Annotated in this window: 12 protein-coding genes, 1 tRNA gene and 1 pseudogene; 12 read left to right on the top strand and 2 right to left on the bottom strand. The window is 60.3% G+C overall.

Translation table 11 applies throughout. From position 1 onward, the window contains the following. The first annotated feature begins 43 nt into the window (after positions 1 to 43). From BM229_RS06885 to ptsP, 3 genes are all read left to right on the top strand, one after another. Positions 44 to 688, top strand: a complete 645-nt coding sequence (locus tag BM229_RS06885) for an SDR family oxidoreductase (RefSeq protein WP_093926869.1) — start codon at positions 44 to 46, stop codon at positions 686 to 688. Positions 689 to 775: 87 nt separating this feature from the next. Next, entirely contained in the window at positions 776 to 2014 is a 1239-nt protein-coding gene (locus BM229_RS06880; RefSeq protein ID WP_093926868.1) for an aspartate kinase, read from the top strand. A gap of 161 nt (positions 2015 to 2175) precedes the next feature. After that, positions 2176 to 4419 carry a phosphoenolpyruvate--protein phosphotransferase gene (ptsP, locus tag BM229_RS06875; RefSeq protein ID WP_093926867.1) on the top strand — a complete coding sequence of 748 codons (2244 nt, stop codon included), beginning with the start codon at positions 2176 to 2178 and terminating at the stop codon, positions 4417 to 4419. Positions 4420 to 4656: 237 nt separating this feature from the next. On the opposite strand, the gene BM229_RS06870 is transcribed toward ptsP, so the two are convergent. Then, positions 4657 to 4730 (bottom strand) — tRNA-Cys (locus BM229_RS06870). Between the two features lie 143 nt (positions 4731 to 4873). On the opposite strand from BM229_RS06870, the gene BM229_RS06865 reads away from it, so the two are divergent. The 6 genes from BM229_RS06865 to BM229_RS06840 all read left to right on the top strand — a co-directional run bounded on the left by BM229_RS06865 (position 4874) and on the right by BM229_RS06840 (position 11758). Next, entirely contained in the window at positions 4874 to 5527 is a 654-nt protein-coding gene (locus BM229_RS06865) for a protein-L-isoaspartate O-methyltransferase family protein (protein WP_093926866.1), read from the top strand. A 129-nt stretch (positions 5528 to 5656) separates the two neighbouring features. Then, positions 5657 to 7093, top strand: a complete 1437-nt coding sequence (locus BM229_RS06860) for a TolC family outer membrane protein (protein ID WP_093926865.1) — start codon at positions 5657 to 5659, stop codon at positions 7091 to 7093. Between the two features lie 92 nt (positions 7094 to 7185). Continuing rightward, positions 7186 to 8361 carry a hypothetical protein gene (locus BM229_RS06855; RefSeq protein WP_093926864.1) on the top strand — a complete coding sequence of 392 codons (1176 nt, stop codon included), beginning with the start codon at positions 7186 to 7188 and terminating at the stop codon, positions 8359 to 8361. 123 nt (positions 8362 to 8484) lie between these two features. Continuing rightward, positions 8485 to 8943: a (2Fe-2S)-binding protein gene (locus tag BM229_RS06850; RefSeq protein WP_093926863.1), complete on the top strand. Its 459-nt coding sequence runs from the start codon at positions 8485 to 8487 to the stop codon at positions 8941 to 8943. 2 nt (positions 8944 to 8945) lie between these two features. Further along, entirely contained in the window at positions 8946 to 11186 is a 2241-nt protein-coding gene (locus BM229_RS06845; protein ID WP_093926862.1) for a xanthine dehydrogenase family protein molybdopterin-binding subunit, read from the top strand. Further along, positions 11183 to 11758: a hypothetical protein gene (locus BM229_RS06840; RefSeq protein ID WP_093926861.1), complete on the top strand. Its 576-nt coding sequence runs from the start codon at positions 11183 to 11185 to the stop codon at positions 11756 to 11758. Before BM229_RS06845 ends, BM229_RS06840 begins: the two co-directional genes overlap by 4 nt. A gap of 3 nt (positions 11759 to 11761) precedes the next feature. Here BM229_RS06840 and BM229_RS06835 read toward each other — a convergent pair whose 3' ends face one another. Continuing rightward, positions 11762 to 12697, bottom strand: a complete 936-nt coding sequence (locus BM229_RS06835; RefSeq protein ID WP_093926860.1) for a YihY/virulence factor BrkB family protein — start codon at positions 12695 to 12697, stop codon at positions 11762 to 11764. A 476-nt stretch (positions 12698 to 13173) separates the two neighbouring features. Between BM229_RS06835 and BM229_RS18210 the strand changes: the two are divergent. The 3 genes and pseudogenes from BM229_RS18210 to BM229_RS06820 form a co-directional block, all read left to right on the top strand. Next, a pseudogene (locus BM229_RS18210) lies at positions 13174 to 13299 on the top strand (IS3 family transposase); the annotation flags it as partial. 346 nt (positions 13300 to 13645) lie between these two features. After that, positions 13646 to 14461 (top strand): sugar phosphate isomerase/epimerase family protein, encoded by an 816-nt coding sequence (locus tag BM229_RS06825; RefSeq protein ID WP_093926858.1) that lies wholly within the window; start codon positions 13646 to 13648, stop codon positions 14459 to 14461. After that, entirely contained in the window at positions 14458 to 15243 is a 786-nt protein-coding gene (locus tag BM229_RS06820) for a phosphodiesterase (RefSeq protein ID WP_093926857.1), read from the top strand. The genes BM229_RS06825 and BM229_RS06820 overlap by 4 nt, the downstream gene beginning before the upstream one ends. Positions 15244 to 15285 lie beyond the last annotated feature (42 nt).

The following is a 15285-nucleotide window of genomic DNA, read 5'->3' as shown; positions in this document are numbered from 1 at the left end:
AATCTCATTCCTGTAAAGGCCCATTCTTTGTAAAGGATCGCCCATGACCATCGTTATCACCGGCGCAAGCCGGGGCATAGGCGCGGCGCTGGCTGCACAGTATAAAGATGCGGGCGAAGAGGTGATCGGCACCGCGCGCGGCGCAAAGGCGGAGGCCGTGCTAGATGTGACTGACCCGGCAAGCCACGCCGCCTTTGCTAACCAGCTGAAAGATCGTCCTCTGGACCTGCTGATCTGCAATGCTGGCGTCTACCTTGATAAGGGTGATGATCTGGAAACCGGCTTCGGTGCCGATCTCTGGGCGCAGAGTTTCGCGACCAATGTGACCGGGGTTTTTCTCACGGTGCAATCGCTCCTGCCGAACCTGCGTTGTGCTTCGGGCGCGAAAATCGCGATCATTGCTTCGCAGATGGGGTCTTCGACGCGGGCACCGGGCGGCAGCTATATCTACCGTGCCTCCAAGGCGGCGGCGATCAATCTGGGGCGCAATCTGGCGGTCGACCTCAGACCTAAGGGCATCGCGGTGGGCATCTACCATCCCGGCTGGGTGCGCACGGATATGGGCGGCGATCAGGGCGAGATCAGCGTCGCGGAGTCTGCGCAAGGCCTCGTGCAACGGATTGCCGCGCTAGACCTTGCTCAGACCGGCGCGTTTGAGACATGGGATGGCCGGGCGCATCCGTTCTAAGCGGCAGAACATAACCTCATGTTAAATAGGCTTGCCCTTGCCGTGCCGTGGGCTTAGACCGCGCTGGACTGTTGCGCGGGGGACAATATGCCTGTTCTGGTTATGAAATTCGGTGGGACTTCGGTCGCCACTTTGGACCGTATCCGCCGCGCGGCAAAGCGCGTCGGCGTCGAGGTTGCCAAAGGCTATGACGTGATCGTCATCGTTTCGGCCATGTCGGGCGAGACGAATAAGCTGGTGGGCTTTGTTAATGAGACCTCGCCGCTCTATGATGCGCGCGAATATGACGCCATCGTGTCGAGCGGGGAGAATGTCACCGCGGGCCTGATGGCGCTGACTTTGCAGGAAATGGACGTGCCCGCGCGGTCTTGGCAAGGCTGGCAGGTGCCGGTGCGCACCACCGATGCCCATTCCGCCGCGCGGATCGAAGAGATCCCCACCGACAACATCAACGCCAAGTTCGGCGAAGGCATGAAGGTGGCCGTGGTCGCAGGCTTTCAAGGGATCAGCCCGCAGGGCCGGATCACCACGTTGGGCCGGGGCGGGTCAGACACGACCGCCGTGGCCTTTGCCGCCGCTTTCGATGCGGAGCGCTGCGATATCTACACCGATGTGGACGGTGTTTACACCACCGACCCACGGGTCGAATCCAAGGCCCGCAAACTTGACAAGATCTCCTTTGAAGAGATGCTGGAACTGGCCTCTCTCGGGGCGAAGGTTTTGCAGACCCGGTCGGTCGAACTGGCGATGCGCTACAAGGTTAAACTGCGGGTGCTGAGCAGTTTCGAAGAACAATCTGACGATGCCGGGACGCTCGTCTGCGATGAGGAGGAAATCATGGAAAGCAATGTGGTGGCCGGGGTCGCGTTTTCCCGTGATGAGGCAAAGATGACTTTGGTGTCCGTGGCAGACCGCCCCGGCATCGCGGCGACGATCTTTACCGCGCTCAGCGAAGGTGGCGTGAACGTCGACATGATCGTCCAAAACATCGCCGAAGAAGGCCGCACTGATATGACGTGGTCCTGCCCCGTCGATCAGGTGATCCGCGCCGAAAAGGCCATGGAAAAGGCCCATGAAGAGGGCATCATCAACTACCAAGAGTTGATCGCCGATAAGGGTGTGGCCAAGGTTTCCGTGGTCGGCATCGGCATGCGCAGCCACACCGGCGTGGCCGCCAAGATGTTCAAGGTGCTCTCGGATGAGGGGATCAACATCAAGGTGATCACCACCTCTGAGATCAAGATCAGCGTGTTGATTGACCGCAAGTATATGGAGCTGGCCGTCCAGGCACTTCATGACGCTTTCGAATTGGATAAAGCGGCCTAAGCGACTGCGATGACAGAAGTTTTACGCAAAGAAAGGTTTTGCGTAAAACTGCAGCATCTCGCCGATATGCTGGTTCCCAATGCAGGGTATGGCGCGAATGGCATTTCTATCCTTGCGCGAGTGCGCTAAACCCTGATCCAGAGGGACAGGGACCAGATCATATGGCCGAACGGGTTGAGACAGAGAGCCGCAAGCTGCTGGGGCGGCTGCGCGATGCGATGGCCAGTGATGTGGCGGGCCAAGCGCGGCTGGATAAGATCACCCAGTTAATCGCCAACTCGATGGGCTGCGAAGTTTGCTCGATCTATCTGTTCCGTGATGAAGACACGCTTGAGCTTTGTGCGACCGAAGGTCTGAACGAGGCGGCGGTGCATGAAACCCGTATGAAATTGGGCGAAGGTCTGGTGGGGCGCGTGGCTAAGCGCCGCACGGTGATCAACACGCCCGATGCGCCGCAGGCTGCCGGTTTCCGTTTCATGCCAGAGACGGGGGAGGAGATTTATTCTTCGTTCCTCGGCGTGCCGATCCAGCGGTTGGGCGAGACGCTGGGCGTGCTGGTCGTGCAGTCCAAACAGGCGCGGGAATTTTCGGCGGATGAGGTTTACGCGCTTGAGGTCGTGGCCATGGTGCTGGCCGAAATGGCCGAGCTTGGTGCCTTTGTCGGCGAGGGGGCAGCGATGTCGGCGCGGCACAGCCAGCCGGTGCTGCTGCGCGGCACCGTGGGGCAGGAGGGCGTGGCCGAGGGCCATGTCTGGCTGCATGAGCCACGCGTCGTGGTTTCCAACCCCATCGCCGATGACCCGGAACGCGAGACTGAGCGTCTGACCGAGGCGGTCGAGCAATTGCGCGTCAGCGTTGACCAATTGTTAAGCCTTACCGCCGACAAAGAGCAGCAACAGGTGCTCGAAGCCTACCGCATGTTCGCCAATTCCAAAGGCTGGATGCGGCGCATGGTGGAGGATATTCAAAGCGGGCTGAGCGCCGAGGCTGCGGTCGAGAAAGAACAATCCATGGCCCGCGCCCGATTGGGGCAGGTCAATGACGCTTATCTGCGGGAGCGGTTATCGGATCTGGACGATCTGTCGAACCGTTTGCTGCGTCATCTGACGGGGCAGGGCAGTGACACGGGCGCAGAGATGCCCGTCGATCCGATCCTTGTGGCGCGCAACATCGGCCCGGCCGAGCTGCTGGATTACGGGCGGTCGCTGCGCGGTATTGTATTGGAGGGCGGCTCCGTCGGGTCGCACGCGGCTATTGTGGCGCGGGCGTTGGCGATTCCGCTGATTGTCCACGCGAGCCGCATCACCAACGACGCGCTGAATGGCGACCATATCATGGTGGATGGGGAACAGGGTGTTGTTCATCTGCGCCCCGACGATACCGTGGCCACGGCCTTTCGTGACAAAATCGCGATGCAGGCGGCGGCCCAGGAGCGCTATGCCTCGATCCGCGACAAACCTGCTGAAACGAAATGCGGGCGGATCATCAGCCTGCAGATGAATGCGGGCTTGATGGCTGATCTGCCGTCCCTCGAAGGGTCGGGGGCTGAAGGGGTTGGGCTGTTCCGCACCGAGTTGCAGTTCCTTGTGCGCAACCAGATGCCGCGCCGGACCGAATTAGCCGCGCTTTATGCCCGCGTGCTGGATGCTGCACATGGCCGCCGGGTGGTGTTTCGCACGCTCGATATCGGATCGGACAAGGTGCTGCCCTATATGAAGCCAAACGATGAGCCGAACCCGGCTTTGGGTTGGCGCGCGATTCGTGTGGGCTTGGACAAGCCGGGTGTCATGCGGATGCAGCTGCAGGCTCTGATCCGCGCTGCTGCGGGGCGGCCCCTTGCGGTGATGTTCCCTTTCGTTGCGCAATTCGAAGAATTCCGCGCCGCCCGCGCCGAGGTTGACAAGGCAATGGAGCGCGAACGTATTCTGGGCCATCAACTACCCGAAAAGTTGGAAATCGGCGCCATGCTTGAGACTCCCAGCCTCGCTTTCGCGCCGAAGAAGTTCTTTGAAGAAGTTGAGTTTCTGTCCATCGGGGGCAACGATCTGAAACAGTTCTTCTTTGCCGCCGACCGCGAAAATGAGCGGGTGCGCAAGCGCTATGACACACTGAACGTTTCGTTCCTGACGTTCCTCGAAGGTATCGTGGAACGCTGCGCCGAAACCGATACGGCGCTGTCGTTCTGCGGAGAGGACGCGGGCCGCCCCGTTGAAGCGCTGTGTTTCGCGGCCATCGGGCTCAAAACGCTTTCAATGCGCCCTGCTTCGATCGGGCCCGTCAAAAGTCTGCTGCGACGGTGCAATCTTGATGATGTGCGCGAGGTAATCCATGCGGCGCGCGAACGGGGCGAAATGTCGGTCCGAGGTGCGGTGATGGATTACGTGCGTCAACAGCACCAACACTGAGAACTGCGGTTTTGCGTTGAGATCATCGCGAAACCATGGGGCGAAACGGGCAACGACTGCTTTATTCTGAGAATGAATTTAAAGGCGGTCTGTGCGGCAGTTCGGATTGCGGCGACCGGTTCGACGGTGTCCTAGGTGACGGCGGGGCTGTGCGGTATGGACGCATAGAGAAAAACCGCCACCACCCGTCCGGACACGCGACCGTTCGGTCGCAAACGTCGTTCTCTATGGGGGTATTGGAGGCGAGTACCGGAATCGAACCGGTGTACACGGATTTGCAATCCGCTGCGTAACCACTCCGCCAACTCGCCATTCCGTGGTTGGCGCACTGCTATCGGATCACGAAGAGGGCCGCAAGACCCATATGCGTGTGAAAATGCGGTCAGGGCGTTGCCGCTGGCCCGGCAATGTGGCACATCACTCTTCAGACACCCTGAACGAATGAGTTTAGCTGATGAGTGATTTCGCCGCCCGCCGCGTAACCATGGTAGATACGCAGGTTCGTCCTTCGGATGTGACCAAGTTCCCGATCATCGACGCGATGTTGACCGTGCAGCGCGAAGACTTCGTGCCGGCGGCGCAGCGTGAGGCCGCTTATCTGGGTGAAAACCTTGATCTGGGCCAAGATCGTGTGCTGCTCGACCCGCGGACATTGGCCAAAATGCTCGATCACCTCGACATCACCAACAACGAACTGGTGCTCGATATCGGCTGCGCCATGGGGTATTCCAGCGCCGTGATCGCCCATATGGCCGAAGCCGTTGTCGCCGTTGAAGAAGACGAAGCCATGGCCGCCGAGGCGCAGGAGGCGCTGGCGCAGGCTGGTGCGGATAACGTGATTGTTCATGTCGCGCCGTTGACTGATGGGGCGCCGCAGCATGGACCCTATGACGTGGTGATCGTGCAGGGCGCTGTTGGGGAACTGCCCAAGGCGCTGCTTGAACAGGTGAAAGAAGGCGGGCGCATCGCGTGCCTCTTTATGGAGCGTGGTCTGGGCGAGGTGCGCGTGGGCTATAAACGGGGCGGGCAAGTCTCTTGGCGGCCCGAATTTAACGCCGGTGCACCGGTGCTGCGTGGCTTTGAACGTCAGGCAGAATTTCAACTGTAAACGGGGGTGGCGGATTCTCGAAGTGAATCGGGTGCCGCAACACCGTTTACAAGGTAGGGGCACCTGTCCCGGTCGGCCAATGGGTCGGTCTAAGAAGGTCTATATAAAGCCAATCAGGGGCATCGAGCCATGAGTGCGATCAGTATCCGAAAATCCCTTAAACGTTTTGCCCTTGTGGTGCCGGTAAGCCTTGCCCTAGCGGGTGCAGTGGCGCTGCCGCGTCCGGCCTCAGCCGAGACGCTGGCCGATGCTTTGGTCGGGGCCTATGAGTATTCCGGGCTTCTTGAGCAGAACCGGGCGCTGCTGCGCGCAGCCGACGAAGATGTTGCAACTGCCAAATCAGCGCTCAAGCCGGTTTTGCAGTGGGCCGCCGGCCTCACGCAGAGCTTTGGCACCACCCGCACCTCTTCATTGCTGGCAGCACAATCAACGGAAAGCTTGAAGGCGTCGATCAGTCTGATCGGTCAGCTGCTAATCTATGATTTCGGGGCCAGTGCCTATCGCATTGAAGCCGCCAAGGAAACTGTGCTGGCCACCCGCCAGACGCTCGTGAACCTTGAGCAGCAAGTGCTGTTGCGTGCGGTAGCGGCCTATATGGGGGTGATCGAGGCCTCGGAAACAGTGGAGCTGCGCAACAACAACCTACGTCTGTTGACCCAAGAATTGCGCGCCGCGCGGGATCGTTTTGACGTGGGCGAAGTGACCCGTACCGACGTGGCCTTGGCCGAAGCACAACTGGCCGATGCCCGCAGCGGTCTGGCCGGTGCCGAAGGGGATCTGCTACGTGCTGTCGAAGAGTACCGCAACGCTGTTGGCCGCCAGCCCGGTAACCTTAGCCAGCCGCCAAGCCTGCCCGATGTCGGGGGCAACCTTGCGGCGGCCAAAGGTCTGGCCGTGCGTCAGCACCCGTCGATCATCTCGGCTCAGCATCAGGTGGCTGCCGCCGATCTTGGGGTCGAAGCCAATGAAGCGGCGATGGCGCCGCGTGTCACGTTGAATGGCCAATACGGTTTGAATGAGACGTTCGACAGCGATTCCTATACCCGCAGTGGCAGTGTCGGCGTTGAAGTGGGGCAGACCATCTATCAGGGCGGTGCGCTGTCTTCGGCTGTGCGCAGTTCCATGGCCCAGCGTGATGCGCAGCGGGCAAACCTGCATGTGGTGCGCCGGAACGTAGAGCAGGAAGTGGGCAACGCCTATGCCGCGCTGTCTTCGGCTCGTGCACAATTGGAGGCCTCCGAGCGGCAAATTCGCGCCGCGCGTATCGCCTTCCGCGGGGTCCGAGAGGAAGCCACACTCGGCGCGCGTACCACGCTGGACGTGTTAGATGCGGAACAGTCCCTGCTGGATGCGGAATCGACCCGCGTGTCAGCCCGTGCGAACCTATATGTTGCCGCCTATTCGGTGTTGGCGGCGACCGGGCAATTGACCGCACGTGACCTGAAATTGCCAGTGCAGATCTATGATGCAGGGGCCTATTACAACCTTGTTAAGGATGGGCCTGCTAAATACTCGAAAGAGGGGCAAGCACTTGATCGGGTGCTGCGTGCACTGCAAAAAGACTGACGGGTCACACCGACCGGACATTTTGCACCGCCCCATTGTGAGAATCCCCCCGCGCGGTTAAGCTATCCGCGAGGAAAGAGTGGTAGAGAAACATGTCCGAACCCGTCACAAATGCGGAGGTGGAAGACGTTTTGTCGTCAATCCGCCGATTGGTGTCCGAAAACAAGCGCCCCTTGCAAGCCTCTGGCCCTGCAGGGGAAAACGCACCCAAAGCTACTGCGCCCCAATCAGAGGGGCAGACAATTCAGGAAGGTGAGTTCAAAAGCGCGCGTGTAACGCCTTCGGAGACGGACGCTTCCGAGGCCGCGTCTTCTGATGACTTCACCCCGCATCTATCCCTTAGATCGGCGTCCAATGGTGTGACGCGCCCGCTGAGCTTGACCCAAGCTATGCAGACCGAAGATGACCGAAGCGGTGGTACTGCCGACAGTCCCTTTGTCTCGGCGCGCCGCCCCTCTACGCCGCCCCCTGCCAAAGCACCCGATCCATCAAGCGAGCGTTTGGTGTTGACCCCGGCGTTGCGGGTTGCCACGTCGGACGGCAAAGATCGCCCGAAGCCCGCTGCAATTGAGCCGGCCAAGGTCACCCCCTTGGATTACGATATGCTGCATGATGATCCCAGTGATTTACATGCAGAAGATTTCAGCAGCCCACCGCAGGACGCTGCAGCCGAAGTGAAAGCTCCAGCAGAACCCGTTGCTGAAAAACAAATAGAGACCCCGACCAAACCTGTATCCGAGGTGGCGGCCCAAGCGAGCAGTGGTTTGCGCAGTGACAAGCTGGCAGCGTTGGAGACGGCCATTGGCAAGATTACTGACGATTGGGACCCCGACAGCCCCGGCGATAATGACTATTCCGGTACGGAACCTCCGGCGATGGAATGGAAAGACGATGTTGAACTGGACACGCCAGAGCCACCGATCGCCGATACCGCGACTGTAGAAGCCGCCGATACCGCGCCGCGCGCGCGCTCCACGCAACCGTCCACGCCGCAGGTCGAGGAACAAGTGCGTCGCTTTGCCGACAGCGGCCCCCGTATTGCCGATCCCGCAGCGACAGCGCCGGAATTTGGCTATGCTGCCCCTGCGGAAGATGAAGGCATAGGGGGCGAAGACCAATTCCTCGACGAAGAGGCGCTGCGCGATCTGGTGACCGAAATCGTCCGAGCCGAGTTGCAGGGTGCCTTGGGAGAGCGGATCACCCGCAATGTCCGTAAACTGGTGCGCCGTGAAATTCACCGTGCCATGACGGCGCAAGACCTCGAATAGTCTTCGGCGCGACCGCAGTTGTCCTTTTCTTTATTTGCATGACGCTGCGCGACTTGCTTCGCGCGGTCTTGCGGCCTGTTCTTGCGTGGCTACATTATATGCAACAGGGCAGAAGGATCACCAATGGAATTGACCGTTAACGGCACGGTCCACGACATGGACGTGGAAGACGATATGCCGCTTCTGTGGGTCCTGCGCGATGAGTTGGGCATCACCGGTCCGAAATACGGCTGCGGCATCGCGCAATGCGGTGCTTGTACCGTGCACGTCGATGGGCTGGCCGTGCGGTCTTGCCAATTGCGGGCGGCGGATGTGAACGGCAATGTCACCACTATCGAAGGCTTGGGCACGCCCGAGGCGCTCCATGTGGTGCAGGCGGCATGGGTGGAGCATCAGGTCGCGCAATGCGGCTACTGCCAATCGGGGCAAATCATGCAAGCGGCCTCTTTTCTTGAGCTTAACCCCGAGCCGACCGACGATCAGATCGACGCGGCGATGAGCGGGAACCTCTGCCGTTGTGGCACCTACCCGCGCATCCGCGCCGCTGTCCACAGCGCCGCCGCCCGACTGCGGGGGGCCTGAGCATGTCGCGTTTGCGCACCATCACCCGCCGCAGTTTCATCGTCGGTTCTGCAGCCATCGTCGGGGGCGTCGCCTTTGGCACCTACCTCTATAAACGTGACCTGAAAAACCCGCTGCTAGAAGGGCTGCCACCCGGCGCGGCGGCGATCACGCCCTATGTTAAGATCGATGCCAGTGGCGTCACCCTAATTACCCCGCGCGCTGATGTAGGGCAGGGAGCATACTCTATCCAAGCCCATATGATCGCTGAAGAATTGGATGTCGATCTCGACACAGTTCAGATCACGCCCGGCCCCCCTTCGCCAGTCTATTACAACGGCGTGGTGGGGGTTGAGGCGATGCCGATTGCCGCGACCTCCGAAACACTGCTGGCGCGCACCGGGCGCGGGGCGTCGGATGTGGCGGGGAAACTTCTGGGGCTGCAACTGACCGGCGGCAGCTCTACCGTGCCGGATATGTATGACCGCCTGCGCATGGCCGGGGCTGTGGCACGTGAAACGCTGCTGGCCGCCGCCGTGGCGCAGACCGGGCTGGATCGTGATCAGCTCAAGACCGAAGCGGGCGCCGTGGTGCTGCCCGATGGCATGCGACTGGCCTATCAAGACCTTGCCGCCGCCGCGGCAGAGATGGATCCAGTTACTGAGGTGACACTGCGCGATCCCAGCGAATGGCGGCATCTGGGCAAGACGCAGATGCGCACCGATATCCTGCCCAAATCCACCGGCACCCAGACCTATGGCATCGACATGGCGATGGAGGGGATGGTCTACGCCACCACCCGCACCAATCCGGCGCAGGGTGGGGATATTATGGGGTTCGACGCAGGCCGCGCCGAAAAGATGCGTGGCGTGCAGGCCGTGCTGCCGATCACCGGCGGGGTGGCCGTGGTGGCGGACAATACGTGGCGCGCCTTTCAGGCCGTGCAGGCGGTCGACTGTGACTGGGGGCCGTCGCCCTATATCGGCGATACGGCGGCTCAGTTCGAGGCTGTGGCCGAGTCCTTCACCGATGACCGACAAGACAGCCGGTTTCGCGATGACGGCGATGTCAGCGCGGCGCTTTCTGATGGTGAGGTTTTGCAGGCCGAATACCGCATTCCCTATCTTGCCCACGCCCCGCTTGAGCCGATGAGCGTGGTGGTGAAGCTTGAGAAGGGCCGCGTCGATATCTGGACCGGCACGCAGATCCCGCGTTTCATGCAGGCCAATGTGGCCGCGCTCACCGGCATCGACGCCGAGAACGTGCATATTCACGTGCTGATGTCGGGCGGCAGTTTCGGGCGGCGGCTGGAGGATGACTATACCCTGCGTGCCGTCGAAGTGGCGCAGCAGATGCCGGGCACTCCGATCAAGATGGTCTGGTCGCGCGATGAAGATTTTACCCATGACTTCCCCCGCCCGCTGGCCATGGCGCGGGCGCGTGGCAAGGTCTCGGAGGGGCAGATCGCGGCCTATGATCTGGCCATCGCGGCACCTTCGACGGCGGAATCGCAGATGGCGCGGTTGAACCAACCGGTCTTCGGCCCCGACATCGCCATCGTGGCGGGCGCGTGGGATCAGCCCTTCGCGATCCCCGACTATCGCGTCACCGGCCATCGGGTGCCTGCGATGGTGCCGGTCAGTTCATGGCGCTCGGTCGGGGCGTCGGGCAACGGCTTCCTGCACGAGAGCTTCATGGATGAGATGTGCCATGCCGCGGGCGTAGATCCTTTGGAGGAACGGCTCAGGCTTTGCACCCACGCACCCTCGCGCAAGGTGCTTGAGGCCGTGGGCGAGATGGCGGATTGGGGCGCAGACCTTGCACCGGCGCAGGGCCGGGGGCTGGCGTTTTGCCTGTCCTTCGGCGTGCCGGTGGCCGAGGTGGTCGAGGTCAGCCAGACCGACGCGGGCCTTAAGATCGACCGCGTTTTCGTTGCCGCCGAAGTGGGCCGCGTGTTGGACCCGGTGAACTTCGAGGCGCAACTCTCTGGGGCGGTGATTTGGGGCTTGGGCCATGCGATGAATTGCGAGCTTACCTATCGCGACGGGGTGCCGCAGCAGGACAACTATCACCTCTACGAAGGGCTGCGGCTGTATCAGACGCCCAAGATCGAGGTGCGCGGGCTAGAGAATGGCGGCAAGTTGCGCGGCATTGGTGAGCCGGGCGTGCCGCCCGCCGCGCCGGCGCTGGCCAATGCGATTTTTGCCGCCACAGGGCAGCGTATCCGTGAACTCCCCCTCTCCAAATCCGTGGATTTCGCATGAAATACCTCTCCATCTGTGCCGGGCTGATGCTGGCCGCCCCTGCAATCGCGCAGGACGATCCCAATCGCGTCGAGGGGCTGGCGGCTTGGGACCGGATCTTTACCGTCACCGCGCACCCGCGCTGCACCAACTGCCATGTAGGCGAAGAGGGCCAGCCGATGTGGCAGGCGTTGGGCTATGGGCCGGACGCGGTGCACGGCATGAATGTGCGCGCGGGCGAGAGCCAGATCGGAGCCGAAAGCATTCCCTGCGACGCCTGTCACGTCACCTCTGCCGCCGCCAATACCGTGCCCCACGCCCCGCCGCATATCGACGATGCGTGGCGGCTGCCTCCGGTGGAATTGGCGTGGCTCGGTAAGACCTCGGCAGAGGTCTGCACCCAGTTGCGCGACCCTGAGACCAATGACGGCCATGACATCGCCTCACTGGTCGATCACCTGCAAAACTCTGCCTTTGTAAACTGGGGTTTCGCCCCCGGTGCGGGGCGGTCAGTGCCCGAAGGATCGCTTGATGCGCTGGTGCATGATGTGACGGTCTGGGGCGCTGCGGGCACGCCTTGTGAAGGGGATTGAGGGTCAATCGCTCATCGCGCGGGCCAGTCTGCGAATGCGCAGCGCGCGGTTTAACTCGCCGCCAAAGATCAGCACCAGTGCGGCGAGATACATGAAATACAGCGCCGCGATGATTCCGGCCATCCCTGCGTAATAGCTGGAATAGGTGGCAAAGCTCCGCAGATAGGACGAAAAGAGCACGGCAAGCAGGGTCCAAGCGACGGCGGTTACCACCACGCCGGGCCAGATGTTGTTAAACTTGGTGCGACGGGCGGGCAGGATCACATGGGCCGCGAAGAGGGCGACCAGCAGGATCGTGGCCGAGGCGGGAAAGCGGACCAGCCCCACGGTGACCGAACGCGGATCAAATCCCGGCATCAACATATGCAGCCAAGACCCGGCCCGAGGGGCCAGCACCAGCAGGTAGCCCACGATCACGAGGATCAGGCTCGCCAGCAGCACCATGGCCACCTGCACCGCGTAGATGGTGAAGACCGACCGCGTCTCTCGAAGCCCATAGGCGCGGTTCAGCCCGACGCGCACCCCGTCGACCCCGCCCACGGCGAACCAGACGGTCAACAGGATACCCACGCTCAGCAGATCGCCGCGCGGCACGGTCATGACCTTTTCCACCTCCGACACGATCGGTTCAATCAGGGCAGGGGGGACGATGGCGATCAGGAAATGGATCAGGTCATCGGCCATCGACCGGTCACCGACAAAGGCGGTCAGCGAACTGGTGAAGATCAGGAAGGGAAAGATCGCCAGCAGCGCGCGAAAGGCCACGTTTCCAGCCATGCCAAAGGCATCATCGCTCCACAGACGCAGCACCGCTTCGTGAAGCACTGCGCGCCCGACCCGCCAGCCACGGCCATGAAAAAGATCCTCGGGGTTCTCACTCAGAACACCGTGGGTCATCACGACTTCGCGCTTTTGGTCCTGAGCCGGTCTGGCGTCCATTTCCGTGCCTCATCTTGGTTCGTGAGGCATAAGCTAGTGCCCCTTGGCGTTGGCGACCACCTTGATGAAGGGCGGTTGGCAAAAGCAGGCTTGTTCGATTGATCGCGCCAAAGGGCATGGCTCCATCTGAGGTATGATATTGCGCCCGACAAAATCCCGAAACTGACTGATACCTATGTAAAGAAGTTTCCCGCTGCTGAAGGCGGCACCAAAAAGTTCTGGAACAATGAGATCAGAGGCTTGGTCCCCTTAGTCGCAAAGCGTTCGAAAACCAGGTGCTTCCAATAGGATGTTGGTGGGCAAACAAAACGGATCTTGATCGGTTATTATCCGTCATTTTGAGATTGTCATATTATCGAGGTTCTTTTGAGTGCCAGCCAACCTCTCGCGCCATAAAACGAAGAAATCTAGGGATGCCCGTACGCGTTACACTCGGCCAAATCACTTTGTAACTTCTCTGATGCGTCCTGCAATCATGGGCAACACGGCAACAAGCTGAGATGGCAATCTTCGGATACATCAACGGCTTCTATAATCCACCTCGCCGCCACTCAGCATTGGGCTGGAAAAGCCCCGTCGGTTTCGAAAGGAACGTGGCTTAAACGAGCACCTGGGGCGGCATCAAACCGCGACAGGTCCTTTCCGGGGCTGCGCTTAGCCGTGATGGAGGCTTCGTGCGAATTTCAAATCCGTAGGGCTGTAAATTCCGACGATCCGGAAACCGTTCCTCGTCAGGGTGATTGAACCCCACCTTTGCTGAGCACGCTTACGCTCGCCCTTCCAGTCTCGTAAGAAGTCGCGAACGTTCAAGGAACCGTCAAGGCGAAGCTGCATCAGACCCATCTACATCTGCTTGACGTCCCGTAACGAAATCTTCACTGAACCTTCGCTTGGTCAACATGTAACAGCCGCAAAGAAAGGGGCAGATTCTTAATAACAGGACAGAATATGACCCCTCCCGTCATCGGCGCGGCGCTTGGCACCGCAGACCTTGAAACATACCGCGATTGGATACTTGAAAAGCAGCGCGATCTCGAACTCCAATCCTTTCACGCGCCTGACGTGCTGGGGGGGGATTGGCAGCCCGAAGCAGACCGGATCAACACACTTTTGGATGGCTATACCGGGCGTTTGGGTATCCACGGACCCTTTTGGGGCTTCACCATCCATTCAAATGACCCGGAAGTTCGCGCGGTGGTGACCAAACGGGTTAACCAAGGGTTAGATGTTTGCCAGGCTGTCGGGGCAACGCAGATGGTGCTTCACTCGCCTTATACTGCTTGGGACTACAATAACTTCGACAACCTTGAGAATGCCCGCGACATGGTGGTTCAAAACACCCATGCGACGCTTTCAGGTGCCGTGAAGCGTGCGGAAGATCAGGGTGTGACGCTGGTCATTGAAAACATTGAAGACATTGCCCCGCGTGACCGTCGGCTATTGGTGGAAAGTTTTGACTCTCCCGCGGTGCGCCTGTCGATCGACACGGGCCACGCCCACTATGCCCATGGCACCAATGGCGGGCCGCCGGTGGATTATTACGTGCGCGCCGCAGCGGGCTTGCTGGACCATGTTCATTTACAAGACGCTGATGGTTATGCTGACCGGCATTGGGCGATTGGCGAAGGAACGATCCGCTGGCATGCCGTCTTCCGCGCGCTTGCCAAACTGGAAGAACAACCACGCCTGATCATGGAGCTCCGCAACAAAGCTGGCATTCCAGCATCGATTGGTTACCTGACACGTGAGGGGCTTGGCCAATGACACTCAAGATCGTTGTACTAAGCGACTTACACATCGTACGCGAAGGGGAGACAACCCACACGCTTGATACTGCAGACCGGTTGGCACGCGGCGTGGCGGCCATTAATGCGCGCCATGCGGATGCGGACTTTTGCGTTTTGGCGGGGGATTTGGCCGATCTGGGGGAGGCGGAAGCCTATGTCCGGTTGCAGTCGATCCTTTCGGAACTAACCGTTCCTTGCCATATCACCCTAGGCAATCATGATAATCGGCCTGTTTTTCTGGAAGTCTTCGGTAAAGACTATGAAGCAGAGACCGGCTGCATTGATAAGGTGATAGATCACAAGGGTTACCGGACCATCTTGCTCGACTCTTCGGAGCCTGGAATCCATCCGGGCGTGCTCACCGATGCGCAATATGACTGGCTGGAAGAAAGGTTGCTGGAGGCTGCGGACAAGCCCGTCATCGTCATCTTGCACCACCACGCAAACCCGCTCTTCACGCGGGTCGACCGCATTATCCTGCGCGACGGCGCGCGATTGGCCAACCTTCTCGCAACACACGGCGACATTCGGCAGGTGATTGCCGGCCATGTACATTATAATTCTACTGCGCTGTGGAGGGGCATTCCCTTCACCACCCTGTCAGGGAACCATTACAACGTAACTGTCAATCTTGATGGCGGTACGTTCGAAGAACTTGATGGCCCGGCACAGATGGCAGTGATCCTTGCCGATGCGGATCAGACCTTGGTGCATTTTGACAACTATATCGATAGCAGCGCTGTGATCGTTACGCGTTAACCACAAAGGGCGGCCAGCAGGCCGCCCTTTTTTTTACCACCG

This window comes from Sulfitobacter dubius, from assembly GCF_900113435.1.
Lineage (GTDB): Bacteria > Pseudomonadota > Alphaproteobacteria > Rhodobacterales > Rhodobacteraceae > Sulfitobacter > Sulfitobacter dubius.
Note: the sequence above shows the minus strand (reverse complement) of the source record. Positions and strands in the feature narration are given on the sequence as shown.